This window comes from Lichenibacterium dinghuense, assembly GCF_021730615.1.
GTDB lineage: Bacteria > Pseudomonadota > Alphaproteobacteria > Rhizobiales > Beijerinckiaceae > Lichenihabitans > Lichenihabitans dinghuensis.
Map to the genome: position 1 here is coordinate 2,823,576 of NZ_JAJLMN010000001.1, position 21,198 is coordinate 2,844,773.

Consider the following 21,198-nt stretch of genomic DNA (forward strand, 5'->3'; position numbering starts at 1 on the left):
CCCCTGGACGAATCGACGATGCCCAACACCAGAACCCTGGCCCTCGCCCTCGCGGCGGCCGCGAGCCTCTCGACGGCGGCTCTCGCGGCCGACTGCAAGCCGGCCCACACCTTCCCCACCGTGGCGCCGGGCAAGCTCACCGTCGCGGTCTACGAGTACCCGCCCTTCACCACCGGCACGTCCGGCGGCGACATCGGCGGCATCGACAGCGAGATCGCCAAGAAGATCGCCGCCGAGAACTGCCTCGCCGTGGCGCCGGTGGTGGTCGACGCCGCGGCCGCCATCCAATACGTGCTCACCGGCAAGGCCGACGTTTCGGGCGGCGACTGGTACCGCACCCAGCTCCGCGCCAAGGTGCTCGACGTGTCGGCGCCGACCTACCTCGACCAGATGGGCATCTACTCGAAGGACGGCATCGACACCGTGCAGGGCCTGATCGGCAAGCAGGTCGGCACCGTGTCGGGCTTCAACTGGGTGCCCGAGCTGCAGAAGCTGCTCGGCAGCAACCTGCACCTCTACCCGAGCCCGGTCGCGCTCGCGCAGGACCTCGCGGCGGGGCGCATCGACGTCGGCGTCGACAGCTACGCGACGGGCGTCTACGCCCAGAAGAAGGGCGGCTATCCGGGCATCAAGATCCTGGTGTCGAAGCCCGACCCGCGCGTGCAGTCCTCGGTCGAGCCGGCCCAGTCGGGCCTGCTCTACACCAAGGGCAACAAGGCGCTCGGCGAAGCCCTGGACGACGGCATCGCCAAGATGCACGCCGACGGCACCATCGCGAACCTGCTGAAGCAGAACGGGCTCGATCCGTCCGGCGCCGACGTCGGCGCGCCCCGCATCATGCAGTGACGCTGCATCCGGCCGAAGGGGCCGGGATGCCGTAGCGCCGGGCCGGCGCGGCGCCGGCCATCTCGGAACGACACGACCGGAGCGCCCGAAGGGGCGCTCCCCGCACGGGAAACCGCCTCGGCCGCTCCGCGGGCGGGGTCCGGACGGCAGTGAAGAGCGAACAACCGACATGGCGGAGCGCGACGGCGCGGCGGGCGGCTTCGAGGCGCCGGCGCGCGAGGCGATGGAGTTCGACGTGGTGGTGGTGGGCGCCGGGCCCGCGGGCCTCGCCAGCGCCATCCGCCTGAAGCAGCTCCGGCCCGACCTCGCCGTCGTGGTGCTGGAGAAGGGCGCCGAGGTCGGCAGCCACGTGCTGTCCGGCGTCGTGGTTGACCCCGCGGGCCTCGACGCGCTCCTCCCCGACTGGCGGACCCACGATGACCGCCCGCTCACGGTCGAGGTCAGCGACGACCGCTTCTACGTCCTCGGGCCCGCGGGAGGCCTGCGGCTGCCCAACGCCCTGATGCCCAAGCTGATGAGCAACCACGGCAACTTCGTGGGCTCGCTCGCCAACGTGGCCCGCTACCTCGGCCGGCAGGCCGAGGCGCTCGGCGTCGACATCTACCCCGGCTTCGCGGCCGTCGAGGTGCTCTACGGCAGCCGAGGCGAGGTGGTGGGCGTCGCCTCGGGCGACATGGGCGTCGGCCGGGACGGCGCCGTGACGGACGGCTACACGCGCGGCATGGAGCTGCGCGCCAAATACGTGCTGGTGGCCGAGGGCGCCCGCGGCTCGCTGGCCAAGACGCTGATCCGCCGCTTCGCGCTCGACGCGGGGCGCGATCCCCAGAAATACGGCATCGGCCTGAAAGAGCTGTGGGAGGTGCCGGCCGAGACGCACAAGGCCGGCCTCGTGCAGCATTCCTTCGGCTGGCCGCTCGGCAACCGCACGGGCGGCGGCTCCTTCATGTACGGGATGGAGGACAACCTCGTGAGCGTGGGCTTCGTGGTCCACCTCAACTACGAGAACCCGACGCTGTCGCCCTTCGACGAGTTCCAGCGCTTCAAGACGCACCCGATGATGGCCGACACGCTGAAGGGCGGGCGGCGCATCGCCTACGGGGCGCGCGCCATCACGGAAGGGGGCTGGCAGTCGGTGCCGAAGCTCAGCTTCCCGGGCGGCGCGCTGGTGGGCTGCGCGGCGGGCTTCGTCAACGTGCCGCGCATCAAGGGCTCGCACAACGCGATCCTGAGCGGCATGATGGCGGCCGAGCACGCCGTTGAGGCGCTCGACGCCGGCCGGGCCAACGACGAGCTGTCGTCCTACGAGGCGGCGTGGCGGTCCTCGGCGATCGGCACGGACCTGCGCCGGGTGCGCAACGTGAAGCCGCTGTGGTCGCGCTTCGGGACCATGCCCGGCGTGGCGCTCGGCGGCATCGACATGTGGTGCCAGCAGCTGTTCGGCGGCTCGCCCTTCGGCACGCTCTCCCACGGCAAGCCGGACCACGCCACGCTGAAGCGGCTCGACGAGGTGAAGCCGATCGCCTACCCGAAGCCGGACGGGGTGCTCTCCTTCGACAAGCTGTCGTCGGTGTACCTGTCGGGCACGAACCACGAGGAGAACCAGCCGGCCCACCTCGTGCTGGCGGACCCGTCGCTCCCGATCGCGCGCAACCTGCCGCTCTACGGCGAGCCGGCGCGGCTCTACTGCCCGGCGGGCGTGTACGAGGTGGTGTACGGCGACGAGCTGAAGAAGAGCGAGCCGCGGTTCCAGATCAACGCTGGGAACTGCGTGCATTGCAAGACCTGCGACATCAAGGACCCGTCGCAGAACATCACTTGGGTGCCGCCCGAGGGCGGCGGCGGACCCAACTACCCCAACATGTGAGGCCGACACGACCGCGCCGCCGGCCGCATCGCCCGTCCCGGCCGGGCAGACGGCTCGGCGGCGGGACGGGGCGCCGTGGCCGGATCAGGCGTCCTGGGCCTCGCCCCGGACGGTCGGGATCACGGCGCCGCGGGAAAGGCCGATGTCGTTCAGCCGCCCGTCGGGGAGGGACAGGAGGTGGTTGATGGTGTCGCGGTTGCGGTGCCAAGCGCGAACCTGGCTGAGGAGGCGGGTGATGATCATGGCGATGTCGGACCTGAGGACCCTGCCGGCATCCGCCGGCTGTGCCCGACAGATGGTCGATCCGGCGGCCGTCCGATAGCCGTCCCGGACGGCGGCTTGGCATGCATCGTATGCATGCCTCATTCAGACATCGTTCACCCCTGTGCCCAACGGCTGGGCAGGTCTGCCTCGGGCTGCTGAACCGCGCCGCAGGCCGCCAATCCTTTCCTCATCGTTCGAACCGGCCTCATGCGCTTCCGGCATGGGTCCCCGGCGCCGCGGTGGCGTCAGCCGCTGTCGCTGGCCCCGATGGCGCCGGCCTCGCGCGGCCCGTCCGTCTCGGGGCGCCCGGGCGCCGCGGCCTGCGGGCGGTCCAGGAACGCGGCCCGCACGAGCGGGTCGAGCCCCGCGCCGTCGCCCGCCGACGCGCGGCCGCGGAGCGCGTCCCGCATGGCCGGCGTCCAGAAGGCGTCGATGTGGTCGCGCACGCCCGCCGCGCCTTCCGCGGCCGGGTAGGCCCGGAAGAAGGCCGCCACCGCGTTGGCGCGCCCGACGAGCCTGGCGTCCCGATCCGCCGCGCTCACTCGGCCGCCTCCAGCCGCGCCGCCATTCGGGTGAGGCTCACCTCCTCCTCGGCGAAGCGCGCCTGCCAGTCGGACGGGCGGTTGGTGCGGCGCACCTGCACGGCCGTCACCTTGTATTCGGGGCAGTCCGTCGCCCAGTCGGCGTTGTCGGTGGTGATCACGTTGGCGCCCGTCTTGGCGTGGTGGAAGGTCGTGTAGACGACGCCGGGCTGCATCCGCTCCGTCACCCGCGCCCGGAGCGCGACCTCGCCCGAGCGGCTTTCCAGCGACACGAGGTCCCCGTCGACGATCCCGCGCAGCTCCGCGTCGAAGGGGTGGACCTCCAGCAGGTCCTCGCCGTGCCAGGCGGAGTTCTCCGTGCGCCGCGTCTGGGCGCCGACGTTGTACTGGCTGAGGATGCGGCCCGTGGTGAGGATCAGGGGGAAGCGCGCGCCGGTGCGCTCCTCGGTCGGCACGTAGTCGGTCAGCATAAACTGGCCGCGGCCGCGCACGAAGCGGTCGACGTGCATGGTCGGCGTGCCGTCGGGCGCCTCGGCGTTGCAGGGCCATTGGATCGAGCCGAGCGCGTCGAGCCGGTCGTAGGACACGCCCGCGAAGGTCGGCGTCAGGGCCGCGATCTCGTCCATGATCTCGGACGGGTGGCGGTACCTCATCGGGTAGCCGAGCGCTTCGGACAGGAGGCACGTGGCTTTCCAGTCGCCGACCCCGCTCTTCGGCGCCATCACCTTGCGCACGCGCGAGATGCGCCGCTCGGCGTTGGTGAAGGTGCCGTCCTTCTCCAGAAAGGACGAGCCCGGCAGGAACACGTGGGCGTATTTGGCGGTCTCGTTGAGGAACAGGTCCTGCACCACCACGCAGTCCATGGCGCGCAGGCCGGCCGTGACGTGCTGCGTGTCGGGGTCCGACTGGGCCGGGTCCTCGCCCTGGACGTAGAGGCCCTTGAAGCGGCCCGCCACTGCCTCGTCGAGCATGTTGGGGATGCGCAGCCCCGGCGCCGCCGACAGGTCGGCGCCCCACAGGGCCGCGAAGCTGTCGCGCGTCGCGTCGTCCGACACGTGGCGGTAGCCCGGCAGCTCGTGCGGGAAGGAGCCCATGTCGCAGGAGCCCTGCACGTTGTTCTGCCCGCGCAGCGGGTTCACCCCGGCGCCGGGGTGGCCGATGTTGCCGGTCGCCATGGCGAGGTTGGCCATGGCCATTACGGTGGTCGAGCCCTGGCTGTGCTCGGTCACGCCGAGCCCGTAGTAGATGGCCGAGCGCCGCGTCGAGGCGTAGAGCCGCGCCGCCGCGCGCACCTCCGCGGCCGGCACGCCCGTGACGCCCTCGGTCGCCTCGGGGGCGTGGCGCTCGCCCGCGACGAAGCGCGCCCAGCTCTCGAAGTTGGCGACGTCGCAGCGCGTCGCGACGTAGCCCTCGTCGACCAGGCCCTCGGTCACGACCACGTGCGCCATGGCGTTGAGCAGCGCCACGTTGGTGCCGGGCCGGAGCTGGAGGTGGTGGGCCGCCGCGACGTGGGGGCTGCGCACGAGGTCGATGCGGCGCGGGTCGACCACGACGAGCTTCGCGCCGGCGCGGATGCGGCGCTTCATGCGCGAGGCGAAGACCGGGTGGCCGTCGGTCGGGTTGGCGCCGATCACCAGGATCACCTCGGCCTCGGCCACGGAGGCGAAGTCCTGCGTGCCGGCCGAGGTGCCCAGCGTCGCCTTGAGGCCGTAGCCGGTGGGCGAGTGGCATACCCGCGCGCAGGTGTCGACGTTGTTGTTGCCGAAGGCGGCGCGCACCAGCTTCTGGACCAGGTAGGCTTCCTCGTTGGTGCAGCGCGAGGACGCGATGGCGCCGACGGCGTCCCGCCCGTGCCGGGCCTGGATGGCCTTGAACCGGTCCGCCGCGGTGCGGATCGCCTCCTCCCAGGACACGGCGCGCCAGGGGTCGGTGATGCGCTCCCGCACCAGGGGCGTCGTGACGCGGTCGCGGTGGGTGGCGTAGCCGTAGGCGAAGCGGCCCTTGACGCAGGAATGGCCCGCGTTGGCCTTGCCGGCCTTGTAGGGCATCATGCGGACGACCTCGTCGCCCTTCATCTCGGCCTTGAAGGAGCAGCCGACGCCGCAATAGGCGCAGGTCGTGACGGCCGAGTGCTCCGGCACGCCCATCTCGATCACGGACTTCTCGTTCAGCGTCGCGGTCGGGCAGGCCTGGACGCAGGCGCCGCAGCTCACGCATTCGGAGCCGAAGGCGCTCGTGCCGCCGAAGCTGACCTGCGAATCGAAGCCGCGCCCCTGGATCGTCAGCGCGAAGGTGCCCTGCACCTCGGCGCAGGCGCGGACGCAGCGGTTGCACACGATGCACTTCGAGGATTCGAAGGTGAAATAGGGGTTCGAGGCGTCGGTCGGGGCGGCGCGGTGGCTCGCGCCGGCCTCGCCGTAGCGCACGTCGCGCAGCCCCACGGCGCCAGCCTGCGTCTGCAGCTCGCAGTCGCCGTTGGCCGAGCAGGTGAGGCAGGTCAGCGGATGGTCGGAGATGTAGAGCTCCATCACGCCGCGGCGGAGCCTGGCGAGCTTGGGCGTCTGCGTGCGGACCACCATGCCGGGCTCGACGGGCGTGGTGCAGGAGGCCGGGGTGCCGCGGCGGCCCTCGATCTCGACGAGGCACAGGCGGCAGGAGCCGAAGGGTTCGAGCGAGTCCGTGGCGCAGAGCTTGGGGACCGACGTGCCCATCAGGGCCGCGGCCGCCATGACGGAGGTGCCGCGCGGCACCGTCACTTCCGCGCCGTCGATCGTCAGCGTGACGGCGTGGTCGGACGCGCGGATGGGCGTGCCGGTGTCGAGTTCGCGGATCAGAGCCATGGCGGTCGGCCTTCGATCGGTCGGGTTCATTCGGCGGCCGCGCGCAGGCGCGGCGCCGCGAAGTCCTCGGGGAAGTGGGCGAGGGCGCTGCGCACGGGCACGGGGGTGAGCCCGCCCATGGCGCAGAGCGAGCCCTCCGCCATCACCTCCAGCAGGTCGTCGAGCAGCGCGAACTCCGCCGCGCCGCGCCGCCCCCCGCGGATGCGGTCGACGAGCTCGACGCCCCGCACCGCGCCGATGCGGCAGGGGGTGCACTTGCCGCAGCTTTCGGCGGCGCAGAACTCGAAGGCGAAGCGCGCCTGCGCGGCGAGGTCGACGGCGTCGTCGAACACCACCACGCCGCCGTGGCCGAGCAGCCCACCGGCGGCCGCCATGGCCTCGTAGTCGAGCGGCGTGTCGAGCAGCGCCTCGGGGAAATAGGCGCCGAGCGGCCCGCCCACCTGCACGGCCCGCACCGGGCGCCCCGACCGCGTGCCGCCGCCGATGTCCTCGACGACCTCGCGGATCGTGACGCCGAAGGGCAGTTCATAGAGGCCGCCGCGCCGCACGTTGCCGGCGAGCTGCACGGGCAGCGTGCCGCGCGAGCGGCCCGTGCCGTAGGCCGCGTAGGCTTCCGGACCTTGGGCCAGGACGAAGGGCACGGCCGCGAAGGACAGGACGTTGTTGACGACCGTGGGGCGGCCGAACAGGCCCTCCAGCGCCGGCAGCGGCGGCTTGGCCCGCACGGTGCCGCGGCGGCCTTCCAGGCTGTCGAGCAGCGCCGTCTCCTCGCCGCAGATGTAGGCGCCGGCGCCGACCCGCACCTCGATCGTGAAGGCGTGCCCCGAGCCCATCACCGAGGGCCCGAGGTGCCCGCTGCGCTCGGCCGCCGCGACCGCGCGCCGGAGCGCCGCGACCGCGCGGGGATATTCGGAGCGGACGTAGACGTAGCCCCGCGTCGCGCCCACAGAGACGCCCGCGATGGCCATGCCCTCGATCAGCTGGAAGGGGTCGCCCTCCATCAGCATGCGGTCCGCGAAGGTGCCGCTGTCGCCCTCGTCGGCGTTGCAGACCACGTATTTCCGGTCCGCCTCGGCGAGCAGCACCGTGTTCCACTTGATGCCGGTCGGGAACCCTGCGCCGCCGCGGCCGCGCAGGCCCGACAGCTTCACGGCGTCGACCACGGCGGTGCCGCCCAGCTCCAGCGCGCGGGCGAGGCCGGCCCAGCCGCCGTGACCGGCGTAGTCCTCCGGCGAGGCGGGGTCGACCGCGCCGCAGCGGCCGAAGGTGAGCCGGTCCTGCCGGGCGAGGGCCGGGATGGCGGCGGGCGCGCCGAGCCGCAGCGGGTGGGGAGCGCCGTCCATCAGGCCGGCCGCGATGAGGCCCGGCACGTCGGCGGCCCGCACGGGGCCGTAGGCGACGCGCGCGCCGCCCGCCTCGACCTCCACCATCGGCTCCAGGTGGAACAGGCCGCGCGAGCCCGTCCTGACGATCTCGGCCCCGGGGCAGGCCGCGGCGAGGGCGAGGGCGACGCGGTCGGCGCCGAGCGCGGCGGCCTGCGAGTCGGCCGGCACGAAGAGGCGGGTCACGCGCGCAGCTCCGCCAGCGCGGCGTCGAGCGCGGCGGCGTCCGGGAAGGCCGCGGGCTCGCCGTCGACCAGCGCCGCGGGGCCGCTCGCGCAGAGGCCGAGGCAGAAGACCGGCTCCAGCGTCACGGCGCCGTCCGCGGTGGTGCCGTGCCAGCCGACGCCGAGGCGCCGCATGGCGTGCTCGGCCAGCGCGACGGCGCCGGTGGCCTGGCAGGCCTCGGCGCGGCACAGCTTGACGGTGTGCCGGCCGGGGGGCGAGCGGCGGAAGTCGTGGTAGAAGGTCACCACCCCGTGCACCTCGGCCCGCGACAGGTTGAGCGCCTCGGCGACGATCGGCACCGCCGCCTCGGGCACGTGGCCGAAGCGCTCCTGCAGGGCGTGCAGCATCGGCAGGGCGGCCCCATCGAGGCCCGCGTGGCCGGCCACCACGGCCTCGGCCTCGGCGGGGTCCCAGGGGCGATGCGGCGGGGGCGCGAGCGACATGGTGGCGGGTCTCATCCTGGGGCGTCGGGTGGCGCCGCGGCGTAGGGGGAGGGCCCGGCCGGGGGAGCGGCCGGGCGCCGCGTCAGGCCGCCAGCAGGCCGTGGGGGTCCAGCACGAACTTCTTGGCGGCCCCGTCGTCGAAGGACTTGTAGCCCTCCGCGGCCTGCTCCAGCGGGATCACGGTGGCGTTGACGACCTCCGCGATCGGCAGCCGGTCGTGCAGGATCGCCTGCATGAGCTGGCGGTTGTAGCGCAGCGTCGGGGTCTGGCCGGTGTGGAAGGACTGGCTCTTCGCCCAGCCCTGGCCGAAGCGCAGCGACAGGTTGCCAGTCCTCGCGCCTTCCTCGACGGCGCCGGGGTCCTCGGTGACGTAGAGGCCGGGGATGCCGATGGAGCCGGCGGCCCGCGTCAGCGCCATGGCCTGGTTCAGCACCACGGCCGGCTGCTCGCCGCCCGCGTGGCCGCGCGCCTCGAAGCCCACGCAGTCGATGAAGCTGTCGACCTCCGGCCGCCCGACCACCGCTTCGACCATCTCGCCGAGCCTGTCGTGCTTGGACAGGTCCACCGGCGTGAAGCCCACCTTGGCGGCATGCGCGAGCCGGTCGGCGTTGAAGTCGCCGATCATCACCACCGCGGCGCCGAGGATGCGCGCGGAGGCGGCGGCCGCGAGGCCCACCGGCCCGGCGCCCGCGACGTAGACCGTGGAGCCGACGCCCACCTTGGCCGTGACGGCGCCGTGGAAGCCCGTCGGCAGGATGTCGCTGAGCATGGTCAGGTCGCGGATCTTGCTCATCGCCTGCGCCTTGTCGGGGAAGCGCAGCAGGTTGAAGTCCGCGTAGGGGATCATGACGTAGCGGGCCTGCCCGCCGATCCAGCCGCCCATGTCGACGTAGCCGTAGGCGCCGCCCGGCCGCGCCGGGTTCACCGTCAGGCACACGCCCGTGTTCTGCTCGCGGCAGCACTGGCAGCGCCCGCAGGCGACGTTGAAGGGCACGGACACGAGGTCGCCCTTGGCCACCATCTCGACGTCGGCGCCGACCTCGATGACCTCGCCGGTGATCTCGTGCCCGAGCACGAGGCCTTGCTGCGCCGTGGTGCGCCCGCGCACCATGTGCTGGTCCGACCCGCAGATGTTGGTGGACACGACCTTGAGGATGGCCGCGTGGGTGATCAGCCGCCCGTCGGGCGTTTCCATCTTGGGATCGTCGATCGACTGCACCTCGACCTTGTCCCGGCCCAGATACACGACGCCGCGATTGTCGCCCATGACATCCCCCCCCCGCTTTGTTTATGCGCGAAGCATGGACCGCTCCGGGGCGCGGGCCTGTCCTCCTTGCGACCCGTATTGGCGAAACATCGCTGGCGGCGTCGATCCCGCGCCGGGCCGCCTCAGCGGTCGACGACGAGGTCGCTCGTCGGGCGGGAGCAGCAGAGCAGGACCAGGCCCTGGCTGACCTCGCGCGGCCGGATGCCGCCGGCCGCCTTCATGTCGACGGTGCCCGACACGAGCTTGCTCTTGCAGGTCCCGCACACGCCCTGCCGGCAGCTCGACGGCAGGCGCATGCCGCCCTTGCGGGCGGCCGACAGCACGGTGTCGTCGGCCGCGCAGTCGACCGTCATGCCGCTCTTGCTGAAGTGGACGCGGAACCCCGCCGCGGGCGCGGGCGCCGCGATGGGCTCCGCCGCCTCGACGGCCTCGGCGACCGCGGGCTCGTCCTTCGCGAGCGTCTCGAAGGAGAAGCTTTCCTGGTGGTAGCGGGCCATGGGGAAGCCCGCCCCCTCCAGCATGGCCCGCACGCCGGCCATGTAGCCGTTGGGGCCGCAGGTGAAGGCCGCGCGCTCGCGGAAGTCCGGGCAGGCCTCGGCGAGGATCTCCAGGGTCAGGCGGCCGCGGGGCCCGGACCAGGCCTCGCCGCCGTCCGCCTCGCAGACCGCGACGGTGCGGACCCCGCGGTTCAGGCGGCCGAAATAGTCGAGCTCCGCCCGGAACACGATGTCGGCCGGCGTGCGCGCGCTGTGGAAGAACACGATGTCGGCCTCGGCGGCCTCGTCGAGGGTCGCCCGCGCCATCGACATCAGGGGCGTGATGCCGCTGCCCGCCGTCAGGTAGAGGAGCTTGGGCGCGGGCGCGGCCTCGCGCACGAACTCGCCCATCGGCCCCGTGGCGGGGAGCGGCATGCCGGGGCGCAGGTTGTCGTGCAGCCAGTTCGAGACCGGGCCGCCGGGCACGCGCTTGACCGTGATGGACACGAGGTCGGGGCGCGTGGGCGTCGAGGACAGCGTGTAGCACCGGTTGTAGGTGGCGCCGCCGGCCGTCACCTCGATCGTGATGAACTGGCCCGCCCGGTAGGCGAAGCGCCGCGGCGCGGGCGCCGACAGCACGAAGGTGGACACGTCGGCGGTTTCGCGCCGCACGGCCCGGCACACGAGGGCCTCGTGTTCGCCGGGGTTCCAGGTCGGGGGAGGGAGGTCGCTCACGCGTCCAGCCCCGCCTTGAGGCGGCTCACGTACCAGGTCTGGAACTTCTCGACGAGCTCCTCGGTGTAGGGCGAGTAGGGGCCGGGCTCGTAGGCCGTGCTCTTGACCCCCTTCTGGGTCATCTCGACGAGGTCGGCGTCCTGGCGGTTGGTGGCCGTCCACACGGCCGTGAGGCGGTCGACGTCGTAGTCGACGCCCTCGACCGCGTCCCGGTGGACCAGCCACTTGGTGCGCACCAGCGTCCGCTCCGGGGACAGCGGCAGCGCCATGAAGACCACGATGTGGTCGGCCATGAAGTGGTGCCAGCTGTTGGGCTGCGTCCAGAAGGACAGGCCGCCGGAGCGCGCGTCCTTGAGCTGGCCGAGCGGCTTGGCGCAGGCCGCCCGGGTGTCGAGGGTCTGGCTTTCGCCGTGGCGGTCGATGGGCAGGCGCTCGCAGCGGAAGCCGGTCACGTCGTTGAGCCGCTCGACGTTGCGCGAGGGCAGGCCGGCCGCCTCCCACGCGGTCTGCCGCTCAAGCACCATCGTGTCATAGCGCTCGAGCTCGGCTCGCTCGTCCTCGTCCATGTTCTCCGGCGCGAAGCCGAAGCCGTAGGCGAACAGCGAGGTGGTGAGCTCGGGATGGTTGGCGCCGCAGTGGTAGCACTCGCGGTTGTTCTCCATGGTGAGCTTCCAGTTCCCCTCCTCGATAAGGTCGACCGTGTGGGCCACCTTGGCGTTGGCGAGGTCGTGCGGCGCCAGGTAGGGCGTCATCACCGCGGACAGGGTGTCGACGTCCGCCGGCGGCTGCTCGGCCAGGCAGATGAACAGGAGCCCCCCGACAGACCGCAGGTGGACGGGCTTCAGGCTCCGGCACTTGGGGTCGAAGTCGGCCGCCATGTGGTCGGCGTGGACGAGGCTGCCGGTCAGGTCGTAGGCCCAGGCGTGGTAGCGGCACACCAGATTCCCGACGTTGGACTTGCCTTCGGGCACCAGGCGGGCGCCGCGATGGCGGCACACGTTGTGGAAGGCGCGGACCTCCATGTCGTCGTCGCGCACGATCAGCACGGAGGTGTCGCCGAACTCGACCGTCACGACGTCGCCCGCATCCGGCACGTCGGCCTCGACGCCGGCGCAGATCCAGTGCTGCCCGAAGATGAACTTCATGTCGGCGTCGAACACGTCCTGGGACGTGTAGAATTCCCGCGCCAGGCTGTGCATGGGGATGCGATCGCGGAGGAGCTTCTTCAAGGATTCCATCTCGTCCTCCTGTCCTCTGACCGAGCAGGGACTGTGCGGAACAGGTGCCACGGCGGGGGGCGCCCGACTTGCAGGGAAGCGGCAGCGACCCCACCGGAGGCGACATCGCCCCTCGCGCCGACGTCGGGCGGCCACGCGATCGGGGGACCGGCACCGTCGCACCCCCTGGAGCGGTGCAGCTCAGGCGGGCCACCGACGCGATGGTCGCCGCCGGCGGCTCAGCCTCCCCGCTCCAGCGCGCGCACCAGCGCCGCGGTCGGGTTGCCGTCCGGCACGAGGCCGACCCGCTTCTGCGCCTCGCGGATCGCGTCCCGCAGGGTGAGGCTGATGCGCCCGGTGCGGTCGTCGACCGGCAGGCCGAGCGCGGCGAGGCGCGCCTGCAGCGCGATCCGGTCGTCGCGGCCGATCGGCGCCGCGGTGGGCCAGGCGGCCGCGACCGGCGGGCCGCCCGCCATCCGGTCCGCCAGGGTGCCGACCGCCAGCACGTAGCTGTCCGACGAGTTGTAGGTCTTGATGACGGAGAAGTTCGTCGTCACCAGGAAGGCCGGGCCGGGCGAGCCGGCCGGGAAATACAGGATGCCGGTCCCGTCCCCCGGCAGGGCGTCCCCGTCGGCGCGCACGACGCCCCGCGCCGCCCAAGCCGGGAAGGGCGCGCGCGACGCGGCGCCGAGGTCGAAATCGTCCGGCAGCCGCACCTCGAAGCCCCAGGGCTGGCCCGGCGTCCAGCCCTGCTCGTGCAGGAAGTCGGCGATGGAGGCCAGCGCGTCCGGCGCGTCGCCCCAGATGTCGCGGCGGCCGTCGCCGTGCCAGTCGACCGCGTATTTCAGGAAGCTCGACGGCATGAACTGCGGCTGGCCCATGGCGCCCGCCCAGGAGCCGCGCAGCGCGTCGCGCGGCGCTTCCCCGCGCTGCAGGATGTCCAGCGCCGCCAGCAGCTCGTCCCGGTAGAGATCGGCGCGGTAGCCCATGGCGCCCAGCGTCGCCATGGAGCGGATCACGTCCTTGGCGCCCGGCGCGGCGCCGTAGTTGGTTTCCAGCCCCCAGATCGCGACCAGGATCGGGCCCGGCACGCCGAAGCGACGCTCGATCGCGGCGAGGTCGTCGCTGTACTTCGCCAGCAGCGCCCGCCCTTCCGCGACGCGCGCCGGCGTCACCGCCGCGGCGAGGTAGGCGCCGGTCGGCTTGTTGAGCTCGGCCTGGCGCCGCGTCAGGGCCGCGACGGCCGGATCGGGCGCGACCCCGGCGAAGGCCGCGTCGAAGGTGGCCGGGGTGACGCCGCGCGCCGCAGCGGCGGGCCTCAGCGACGCCACGAAGGCGGCGAGCGCGGCCGGGGAGGGGGGCTGCGGCGCGGGCTCGGCGGCCGCGGGAAGCGCCAGGAGCAGGGTCAGCGCCGGCCCGGACAGAGCGCGGGCCATCATCGGCGGCCATTGCATCGTCGATCCTCCCGCGATCGCGCCCGGCCTTGGACCGGGGCGCTCCGCGTGCGATGCTGCGAAGCGGTGCGCCGATGCCGGGCGAGGCGGTCCTACCTCGCCGGCGACCGCCTGGCCATCAGGAGACACGATGGTTTCCGCTTTCATGCAGCCTTCCGAAGCCGCCGTCGGGCCGGCGGCCCCCGACCTCATCGCCCGCGTCGAAGGACTCATGGGCGGGCGTCCGGTCATCCGGGGCACGCGGATCACGGTGGCCTCCGTGAAGGGGCGCGTCGCCGGCGGCGACAGCCTCGTCGACCTGATGGCGGACTATCCCGAGGTGACGCGGGAAGCCTTCGAGGCGGCGATCGCCTACGACGACGGAGCCGCCGCGGCCCGCCCCATCCGCGGTGGCGCGCGGCGGGACGTGTGAGGTTCTTCATCGACGAGTGCATCTCGCCGTCCCTGGTCCGCGACCTCCACGACCTCGGATACGACGCCGTCCACCCGCGAGATCTCGGGCGGCTCGGTGAGGCGGACCACACGATCTTCGCCCGCGCGATTCACGAAGACCGCATCGTCGTCACCGAGAATGCGGACGACTTCCGCGACCTCGCGGCGCGGGTGGACGTCCATCCCGGCATCATCGTGCTGCCGTCGGTCGCGCGGGTCGAAGCACGCCGGCTCATGGGCGAGGTCGTCGCCTGCCTCACCGCCCAGGACGACGTGCGGGCCGCCGACCTCATGGTCAATGCCGTGCTGACCATCGACGGCGATGGGCGGATCACGATCGAGCCCCTGCCGTAAAGGAGGATCACGCGACAGATGGCGGACGCCGTCCTCCTGCTCCACGGCATAGCGCGCACCTCGGCGTCGATGCGCGCGCTGCAGCGCGCCCTCGAGGCGGCCGGCTATCCCGTGCTGAACCTCGACTACCGCAGCCGCCGCCTGCCGCTGGCCGACCTCGCCGAGGCGATCCACCCCGCGGTGTCGCGCTTCGCGGCGGCGACCGAGGGGGCGCTGCACGTCGCGGCGCATTCCATGGGCGGCCTGCTGGCGCGCGTCTACCTCGCCCGCCACCGCCCGGCGCGGCTCGGCCGCACCGTGATGCTGGGAACGCCCAACAACGGCAGCGAGGTCGCGGACTTCCTGCGCGGCTGGCCGCCCTACCGCCTCGTCTTCGGGCCGGCGGGGCAGCAACTCGTCACGGGGCAGACGGTTGAGCTGAAGGCCGCGCTCGGCGCAGTCGACTACGAGCTCGGCATCCTGGCCGGGGACCGGCCGCTCAACCCGTTCGCCGCGGCGCTGCTGCTGCCGGGGCCGAACGACGGCAAGGTGACGGTGGCGAGCACGCGGCTGGCCGGCATGGCCGACCACCGGGTGATCCACACGTCGCACACGCGGCTCGCCTCGCATCCGGAGGCGATCGCCGCCGCGCTGCGGTTCCTGCGCGACGGGTCCTTCGGCGCGTGAGGGGCGACCCCGCTCAGCGCGGGGCGCGCTTGGCGAGGATGCGCTGCAGCGTGCGGCGGTGCATGTTGAGGCGGCGGGCCGTCTCCGACACGTTGCGGCCGCACAGCTCGTAGATGCGCTGGATGTGCTCCCAGCGGACCCGGTCGGCCGACATCGGGTTCTCGGGCACCTCGGCCTTGTCGTGGCGCAGCGCCATCAGGGCGCCGTAGATCTCGTCGGCGTCGGCCGGCTTGGCGAGGTAGTCGAAGGCGCCGAGCTTCACCGCGGTGACGGCCGTGACGATGTTGCCGTAGCCGGTGAGGATGATGGCGCGCGCGTCGGGGCGCTTGTTCTTCAGCTCCGACATGACGTCGAGGCCGTTGCCGTCGGCGAGGCGCATGTCGATCACGGCGTAGGCGGGCGGGCTCTTCTCGATGGCGCTGAGGCCCTCGGCGACGGACTCCGCCGCCTCGACCTGGAAGCCGCGGCTCGCCATGGCGCGGGTGAGGCGGGTCAGGAAGGGCTTGTCGTCGTCGACGATGAGCAGCGAGCCATCCCCGTGCAGGACCTGGGCGGCGTCGGCGGAGGTGGGTTGCAGGCTCATGCGCGTGTGTCCCGTGCTGGTGAGGCCTCGGGCGGGACGCGGGCGGCGCCCCCCTCCCGCGGGAGCAGGGGCCCGTCGCGTCGGGCGGGCCAGGCGTGTCGGCGATGAACGCCGGTTCAGCCTAGATGGGTCCGCGGTCAGAACAAACCAGGGGCACGAGGGCCTTTCTGCCGCTTGGGCCCGTTCGGCTTCGCGCGCGCGAGGCCGCGCTCGAACACGTCGCGCGGCCAGGTCACCGTCACCACGGCGCCGGTCTCGGGGGCGGAAGCGTTGGATGTCGCCACCAGCGCGCCCGAGCGCTCCAGCAGCGTCTTGGCGATGAACAGCCCGAGGCCCAGGCCCGAGTCGGTCGCCGACTTGGCCCGGCCCCCGGCCCGGCGCGTCGTGACGTAGGGCTCGCCGAGCTTCGACAGGATCTCGGCCGCGAAGCCCGGCCCGTCGTCGCGCACCGTCACGGACACGATGTCGGGCGTCCAATGGGCATCGATCTGCACGCGGTGGCGGGCGAAATCGACGGCGTTCTCGACGAGGTTGCCGAGGCCGTACAGGATCGCGGGGTTGCGGGCGCAGACGGGCTCCTCGTCGAAGCCGATCGGCGTCACCGTCACGGCCACGTCGAAGTTGCGCTGCGGCCCGGCCACGTCCTCGACGAGGTGGCTCAGCGTCATCTCGCCGAGCGGCCCGGCGTCCTCGGTGCCGAGCGAGGTCAGCTTGCCCAGGATGGCGCGGCAGCGCTGCGCTTCCTGGTCGAGCAGGCGGATGTCGTCGGCGATCTGGGCCACGTCGATCGTCGCGCCCGCCTTGGCCACCAGCCCCAGCATCTCGCGCACCACCAGCGTGATGGTGGCGAGCGGCGTGCCGAGCTCGTGGGCGGCGGCCGCGGCGAGCCCGTCGAGCTGCGTCAGGTGCTGCTCGCGCGCCAGCACGAGCTCGGTGGCGGCCAGCGCGTCCGACAGCTGGCGCGCTTCCTCGGCCACGCGCGACGCGTAGACGCCGATGAAGCCCACCCCCATCACCACCGCGCACCAGATGCCGGCGGAGAACAGCACCGGCAGGCGCATCTCCTCGCCGGGGTGCCAGGGCAGGGGCTCGTGCCATCGCACCAGGAAGGTCGCCGCCACCACGGCGAGGCCGCCGAGCAGCACGGTGCGCGAGGGCGGCAGCGACGCCGCCGAGATCATCACCGGCGCCAGGAACAGCATGGAGAAGGGGTTTTCGAGCCCGCCCGTGAGGTAGAGCAGGGCGGACAGCTGCAGGAGGTCGTAGGCCAGCAGCGCCGTGGCGGCGCGGTCGTTCAGGCGATGGGTGAGGGGATAGTGGAACCTGAGCCAGGTGTTGCAGACCACGGACAGGGCGATCACGCCGAGGCAGGCCATCAGCGGCAGCGGGAAGCCCAGCGCGAAATGGGTGAACAGCACGGCCCCGGCCTGGCCCGTCAGGGCGAGCCAGCGCAGGCGCGACAGCGTGTTGACGCGGAGCCGCCGCGCCGGCCGTCCGAGGTCGATGTCGATCATGTTGGGCATGGTTCGGGGGAAATGTCCTCGCCGGATCAAGGGGAGGCCCTTATAGCGGCCCCGCCGGCGCCCGGGCGGCCCCGCGCGGTTTTGCCCGGGGGGCGGAAGGTTCGATGCGGCGCGGCGAAACGTCTATAGCCGCGCTCATGCATGCTGAATCGACGGCCGAGCCCGCCATCGCGCTCCGCGACCTCACCAAGCGCTACGGCGGCCACGCGGCCGTGGACGGGCTGACGCTGGAGATCCCGCGGGGGGCCGTCTGCGGGCTGCTCGGCGGCAACGGCGCCGGCAAGACCACCACGATCGGCATGATCATGGGGCTGATCCTGCCGACGAGCGGGCAGGCGCGGGTGCTCGGCGCCGACATGGCGACGGAGCGCCACCGCGTGCTCGGCCGCATGAACTTCGAGAGCCCCTACGTGGACATGCCGCACCGGCTCACCGTGCGGCAGAACCTCGACGTGTTCGCCCGGCTCTACGGGCTGCGCGACCGCCGCGCCCGCGTGGCAGCGCTGGGCGCGCAGCTGTCGCTCGACGGCTTCATGGACCGGCCCGCCGGCGCCCTGTCGGCCGGGCAGAAGACGCGCGTGGCGCTGGCCAAGGCGCTCTTGAACAGCCCCGACGTGCTGCTGCTCGACGAGCCCACCGCCTCGCTCGACCCCGACACCGCCGACTGGGTGCGCGGCCTCATCGAGGCGGACCGGCGCGCGCGCGGCACCACCATCCTGCTCGCGTCCCACAACATGGCCGAGGTCGAGCGCCTGTGCGACCGCGTGGTGGTGATGAAGGCGGGGCGCATCCACGCCGACGGCACGGCGGACGCGCTGAAGGCGCGCTTCAACCGCGACACGCTGGAGGAGGTGTTCCTCGACGTGGCGCGGGGGACGGGCGGGGCGGGGGAGCGCTGATCGGGCCCGCGGCGCCCGGAGCGTCGGGTTCGGCACCCTTCCCCCGCGAGGGGAGACGGGCGCTCGACCGGTCCTCACACCCCCGTGCGTCGCGCCCTCACCCCGCCGGCTCGCCGAGGTCGAGCTTGCCCTGCGCGGGCAGGGGCAGCGCGGCGAGGCCGACGACGTCGAGACCGTGTCGGCGGCCGAGCGCGCCCACCTCGGCATCGTCGCTGTAGATCCGCGCGGCACCGTTCACCCGAGCGATGGCGACGACCTGGCGGGCGCGCTCGGCCGCGCCCGTGGCGGCCTCGGCCTCGCCGCCGTCCCACGCCATGGCGGCGGCCTCCACGGCGGCGCGCAGGTCGAAGGGCTGGACCTGGAAGGCGCGGCGCGCCTCGATGCGGCGCAGCACGGCGTCGGTGGCGCGGCCGGCGCGCAGCAGCAGGGCCGCCAGCACCGGCGTCGGGATCACGACGCTGCTGCGCTCCTCCTCCAGGCGCGCCACGAGTTCGCCGAGCCGGGCGCGCCAGGCCGGGACCTCGTCGCCCGTGGCGGGGTCGCGCGGCACCGCGTGGTCCGGCCGGAGCAGGAGCAGCAGGAATTCGGCGTCGAGGACGACCTTCACGCGGCTTCCCCGGCGCGCCGGGCGCCCGGCCCGTCCCAGCGGTCCTGGAGGGCGTGGAGCGCCCGGAGCGCGTCGGGCAGGGGCGCGTCGGCCAGCACGTCGAAGCGCTCGACCTTGAGGCCGTCGAGCACCCACTGGCCGCCGCTGAGCCGCGTCCAGCGCCCCGGCCCGTGCAGGCGCACCGGCTCGTAGAGGTGGCGCGCCAGCTCCTTGGCGAGCTCGCGCGAGGCCGTGATGTCGGCCAGCACCGCGTCGCCGGAGCGGAGCAGGATGCGCGCCTCCTCGCTCTGGCCGCCGACGCGCACGACCTCGCCGTCGATGCTGCCGTCCTGGCGGATCTGCAGCGCGTCGGCGTCGCCGCGGCCGGAAAAGCGCAGCACCGCCTCGCCCGCCCCGTCGGACAGGGTCGCGGTGAGGCCGGCCTGTCCCAGCCGCTCGTCGAGCGCGTTGAAGGCCCGCATGGCGTCGGCCGGGCCGGTCCCGCGCCCGACCGCGGCGAGGCGCTCGCGCACGGCGGGCAGCGCGCCGCGCTCGACGCGGATCAGCGGCACGGCCGCGCCGGCTTCGGCGCCCGTGAAGCGCACGGCGCCGCGCTCGCCGAACACCGCGGCGAGATCGCGCAGCACGTCGGCGAGCCGCGCCATGGGGAGCGGCTCGGCGCCCGCGCCGTCGATCTGGAAGCGGAACTCGCCGTGGTCGGCCATGGAACTCATGCAACGCATCCCCGCCCGAGGGGGTCCCGGCGCGCGGGTCATGACACCTGATCGCGTTCCGCCGCGCAAGGCGGGATCGACGCCGTCCCGTCCCGCGTTCCATCCCGGCGTCGCCGGAGCGCGACGGGACGCGGAGGCCGCGCATGCCCACCTGGATCGAGGTCGCCCTCAACGGGCCCTGGACGCGCCGCCGCCAGCCCCTGATGCCGCTGACGGTCGACGAGATCGTGGCCGAGGGGATCGCCTGCGCGCAGGCCGGCGCGGCGATCGTCCATCTCCACGCCTACGACCCCGCGACGGGCGAGCAGGACGACGACCCCGACACCTACGCGGCCGCCATCGAGCGCATCCGCGCGCGCTGCGACGCGATCGTCTACCCGACGCTGCCCTTCGTGGGCGGCGCGGCGGCCTTCGGCCCCGACGCGCCGGCGAAGCGCTACGCCGCGGTGGAAAGCCTCGCGCGGCGCGGACTGCTCGAATGGTCGGTGGTGGATCCCGGCTCGATCAACCTCGCGGGCTTCGCCGAGGCGGCGGCGGGCGGGCCGGGCCGCACCTACCTCAACCCCGGCGAGGACGTGCGGCGCGGCCTCGACCTCGCGGCCCTCCACGGCTTCACGCCGAGCTTCGCGGTCTACGAGCCGGGCTTCCTGCGCCTCGGCGCCGCCTTCGCGGCCGCGACGCCGGGCTGCCCGGCGCCGGTCTACCGCTTCATGTTCTCGGACGGCTTCACCTTCGGCCCCGACCCCGGCGCTGAGGCGCTCGACCTCTACCTCGCCATGCTGGCGCGCCGCGCGCCGGGGCATCCCTGGATGGTGGCCGGGCTCGACTTCGAGGTGCGCCCGCTGATCGGGGAAGCGGTGCGGCGGGGCGGGCACGTCCGCGTCGGGCTGGAGGACGCCCCGCTCGGCACGGCGGTCGGCAACCTCGCCCGCGTGGACGAGGCCGCGCGCCTCGTGCGCGCCGCCGGCTCGGAGCCCGCGACGCCCGCGGAGGTGCGGGCGAGCCTGCGGGCCAGGACCTGACCCGAGCCGGTCGAACGCGGACCCATGACGCGACAGGCGCGTCACGCCGCCGCGAAACCCATCCCGGCTTCCGCGAGCACCACGGTCCCGCGCGGCGTCGCCAGCGTCGCGGTCAGCCCCGGACGGGGCGCCGGCCGGACCGCGACCGGCACGCGGAGCGCGGCGTAGATCGCGGCGAGGGGCGCGGGGTCCGGGTGCAGGGCCGCGAAGTCGACCAGGGTGCAGCCGGCCGGCGCCGTGGCGGCCGGGTGCGGGGAGCCCTGCCAGTCGATCGCGAAGGGGACGAGGTCCGGATGGGCGCCGCTGTCCGCGTCCTGGACCGCCCAGGCGAGGCGCAGGCCGTCCGGGCGCGTGCGCGACATGGCGACGGGCTCGCCGACGGACAGGCCCGCCGCCCGCGCCGCCGCGGCGAAGCCGGCGAGGTCCGGCGTCCGCACCGCGAAGGTCAAGAGGCCCGGCCGGGGCAGCGCCGCGATGCGGCCGCCGCGGTTGTCCGCCAGATCCTGCGCCGGGTCGGGCGCGATCACTTCGAGGTAGGCCGACCCCAGCGACAGGAGCGCGTTGCGGGTGCCGAAGCCGGGATGCGAGCCGCCGACCGCGGGCGTCGCGCCGGTCGAGGCCGCGAGGGCGGCGATGCCGGCGTCGAGGTCGGGGGCGGCCCAGAGGAGGTGGTCGAGTTCGGTCATCGGGCACCGTCCCGGCCGCACCGGCGCGGCCTCGCCCCGTTGTGCCGCCCGCGCGCAGCCTTGTCCACGCGACGGGTTGGAAGGGGGCTGCCCTGCAGGCGGACCCACGGCCGGCCCCGGGGACCCGCGGCTCAGCCCATCCGCCGCAGGCCCGCACC

General features: G+C 73.7%; 21 protein-coding genes. 7 read left to right on the plus strand and 14 right to left on the minus strand.

All coding sequences use genetic code 11. The annotated features are described in order from the left end of the window. Positions 1–18: 18 nt before the first annotated feature. Together L7N97_RS13465 and L7N97_RS13470 are read left to right on the plus strand one after the other, a co-directional pair. Positions 19–846, plus strand: coding sequence for a substrate-binding periplasmic protein (locus L7N97_RS13465; RefSeq protein ID WP_237478849.1), 828 nt, complete (start codon positions 19–21; stop codon positions 844–846). A 169-nt stretch (positions 847–1,015) separates the two neighbouring features. Then, positions 1,016–2,710, plus strand: a complete 1,695-nt coding sequence (locus L7N97_RS13470) for an electron transfer flavoprotein-ubiquinone oxidoreductase (protein ID WP_237478851.1) — start codon at positions 1,016–1,018, stop codon at positions 2,708–2,710. A gap of 84 nt (positions 2,711–2,794) precedes the next feature. Here the strand turns inward: L7N97_RS13470 and L7N97_RS13475 are convergent, their stop codons facing one another. The 9 genes from L7N97_RS13475 to L7N97_RS13515 all read right to left on the minus strand — a co-directional run bounded on the left by L7N97_RS13475 (position 2,795) and on the right by L7N97_RS13515 (position 13,555). Beyond that, entirely contained in the window at positions 2,795–2,953 is a 159-nt protein-coding gene (locus tag L7N97_RS13475; RefSeq protein ID WP_237478852.1) for a DUF1127 domain-containing protein, read from the minus strand. A gap of 266 nt (positions 2,954–3,219) precedes the next feature. After that, on the minus strand, positions 3,220–3,516 hold the full coding sequence (locus L7N97_RS13480; RefSeq protein WP_237478853.1) for a formate dehydrogenase subunit delta: 297 nt from the start codon (positions 3,514–3,516) through the stop codon (positions 3,220–3,222). After that, positions 3,513–6,356, minus strand: a complete 2,844-nt coding sequence (gene fdhF, locus L7N97_RS13485) for a formate dehydrogenase subunit alpha (protein WP_237478855.1) — start codon at positions 6,354–6,356, stop codon at positions 3,513–3,515. The genes L7N97_RS13480 and fdhF overlap by 4 nt, the downstream gene beginning before the upstream one ends. Before the next feature lie 26 nt (positions 6,357–6,382). Beyond that, positions 6,383–7,924 (minus strand): formate dehydrogenase beta subunit, encoded by a 1,542-nt coding sequence (locus L7N97_RS13490; protein WP_237478856.1) that lies wholly within the window; start codon positions 7,922–7,924, stop codon positions 6,383–6,385. Then, on the minus strand, positions 7,921–8,406 hold the full coding sequence (locus L7N97_RS13495; RefSeq protein ID WP_237478858.1) for a formate dehydrogenase subunit gamma: 486 nt from the start codon (positions 8,404–8,406) through the stop codon (positions 7,921–7,923). The genes L7N97_RS13490 and L7N97_RS13495 overlap by 4 nt, the downstream gene beginning before the upstream one ends. Before the next feature lie 82 nt (positions 8,407–8,488). Further along, positions 8,489–9,673 (minus strand): formaldehyde dehydrogenase, glutathione-independent, encoded by a 1,185-nt coding sequence (fdhA, locus tag L7N97_RS13500; protein WP_237478860.1) that lies wholly within the window; start codon positions 9,671–9,673, stop codon positions 8,489–8,491. Positions 9,674–9,795: 122 nt separating this feature from the next. Beyond that, the gene (locus L7N97_RS13505; protein ID WP_237478861.1) at positions 9,796–10,884 is read right to left on the minus strand and encodes an FAD-binding oxidoreductase; all 1,089 of its coding nucleotides are present in this window, start codon (positions 10,882–10,884) and stop codon (positions 9,796–9,798) included. Beyond that, the gene (locus L7N97_RS13510) at positions 10,881–12,122 is read right to left on the minus strand and encodes an aromatic ring-hydroxylating oxygenase subunit alpha (RefSeq protein WP_237478863.1); all 1,242 of its coding nucleotides are present in this window, start codon (positions 12,120–12,122) and stop codon (positions 10,881–10,883) included. The genes L7N97_RS13505 and L7N97_RS13510 overlap by 4 nt, the downstream gene beginning before the upstream one ends. A 218-nt stretch (positions 12,123–12,340) precedes the next feature. Continuing rightward, on the minus strand, positions 12,341–13,555 hold the full coding sequence (locus tag L7N97_RS13515; protein WP_237478865.1) for a lytic murein transglycosylase: 1,215 nt from the start codon (positions 13,553–13,555) through the stop codon (positions 12,341–12,343). Positions 13,556–13,685: 130 nt separating this feature from the next. Here L7N97_RS13515 and L7N97_RS13520 point away from each other — a divergent pair, with 130 nt between their 5' ends. From L7N97_RS13520 to L7N97_RS13530, 3 genes are read left to right on the plus strand one after another with little or no spacing between them, the layout of a single operon-like run. Then, the gene (locus L7N97_RS13520; protein WP_237478866.1) at positions 13,686–13,967 is read left to right on the plus strand and encodes a DUF433 domain-containing protein; all 282 of its coding nucleotides are present in this window, start codon (positions 13,686–13,688) and stop codon (positions 13,965–13,967) included. Further along, positions 13,964–14,341, plus strand: coding sequence for a DUF5615 family PIN-like protein (locus L7N97_RS13525; RefSeq protein ID WP_237478868.1), 378 nt, complete (start codon positions 13,964–13,966; stop codon positions 14,339–14,341). The genes L7N97_RS13520 and L7N97_RS13525 overlap by 4 nt, the downstream gene beginning before the upstream one ends. 18 nt (positions 14,342–14,359) lie before the next feature. Beyond that, on the plus strand, positions 14,360–15,007 hold the full coding sequence (locus L7N97_RS13530) for an alpha/beta hydrolase (RefSeq protein ID WP_237478869.1): 648 nt from the start codon (positions 14,360–14,362) through the stop codon (positions 15,005–15,007). Between the two features lie 13 nt (positions 15,008–15,020). Here L7N97_RS13530 and L7N97_RS13535 read toward each other — a convergent pair whose 3' ends face one another. Then, positions 15,021–15,590, minus strand: a complete 570-nt coding sequence (locus tag L7N97_RS13535) for an ActR/PrrA/RegA family redox response regulator transcription factor (protein ID WP_237478870.1) — start codon at positions 15,588–15,590, stop codon at positions 15,021–15,023. A gap of 137 nt (positions 15,591–15,727) precedes the next feature. Next, positions 15,728–17,113 (minus strand): ActS/PrrB/RegB family redox-sensitive histidine kinase, encoded by a 1,386-nt coding sequence (locus L7N97_RS13540; RefSeq protein WP_237478871.1) that lies wholly within the window; start codon positions 17,111–17,113, stop codon positions 15,728–15,730. A gap of 137 nt (positions 17,114–17,250) precedes the next feature. On the opposite strand from L7N97_RS13540, the gene L7N97_RS13545 reads away from it, so the two are divergent. After that, complete coding sequence (locus tag L7N97_RS13545; RefSeq protein ID WP_237478873.1) at positions 17,251–18,012, plus strand: ABC transporter ATP-binding protein; 762 nt, start codon at positions 17,251–17,253, stop codon at positions 18,010–18,012. 97 nt (positions 18,013–18,109) lie between these two features. Here the strand turns inward: L7N97_RS13545 and L7N97_RS13550 are convergent, their stop codons facing one another. Next, positions 18,110–18,619 carry a hypothetical protein gene (locus L7N97_RS13550; RefSeq protein WP_237478875.1) on the minus strand — a complete coding sequence of 170 codons (510 nt, stop codon included), beginning with the start codon at positions 18,617–18,619 and terminating at the stop codon, positions 18,110–18,112. Next, entirely contained in the window at positions 18,616–19,332 is a 717-nt protein-coding gene (locus L7N97_RS13555; RefSeq protein ID WP_237478876.1) for a hypothetical protein, read from the minus strand. Before L7N97_RS13555 ends, L7N97_RS13550 begins: the two co-directional genes overlap by 4 nt. Before the next feature lie 143 nt (positions 19,333–19,475). Here L7N97_RS13555 and L7N97_RS13560 point away from each other — a divergent pair, with 143 nt between their 5' ends. Next, complete coding sequence (locus L7N97_RS13560; protein WP_237478877.1) at positions 19,476–20,354, plus strand: beta-keto acid cleavage family enzyme; 879 nt, start codon at positions 19,476–19,478, stop codon at positions 20,352–20,354. 41 nt (positions 20,355–20,395) lie between these two features. Here L7N97_RS13560 and L7N97_RS13565 read toward each other — a convergent pair whose 3' ends face one another. Further along, positions 20,396–21,040: a VOC family protein gene (locus L7N97_RS13565; RefSeq protein WP_237478879.1), complete on the minus strand. Its 645-nt coding sequence runs from the start codon at positions 21,038–21,040 to the stop codon at positions 20,396–20,398. Between the last annotated feature and the right edge of the window lie 158 nt (positions 21,041–21,198).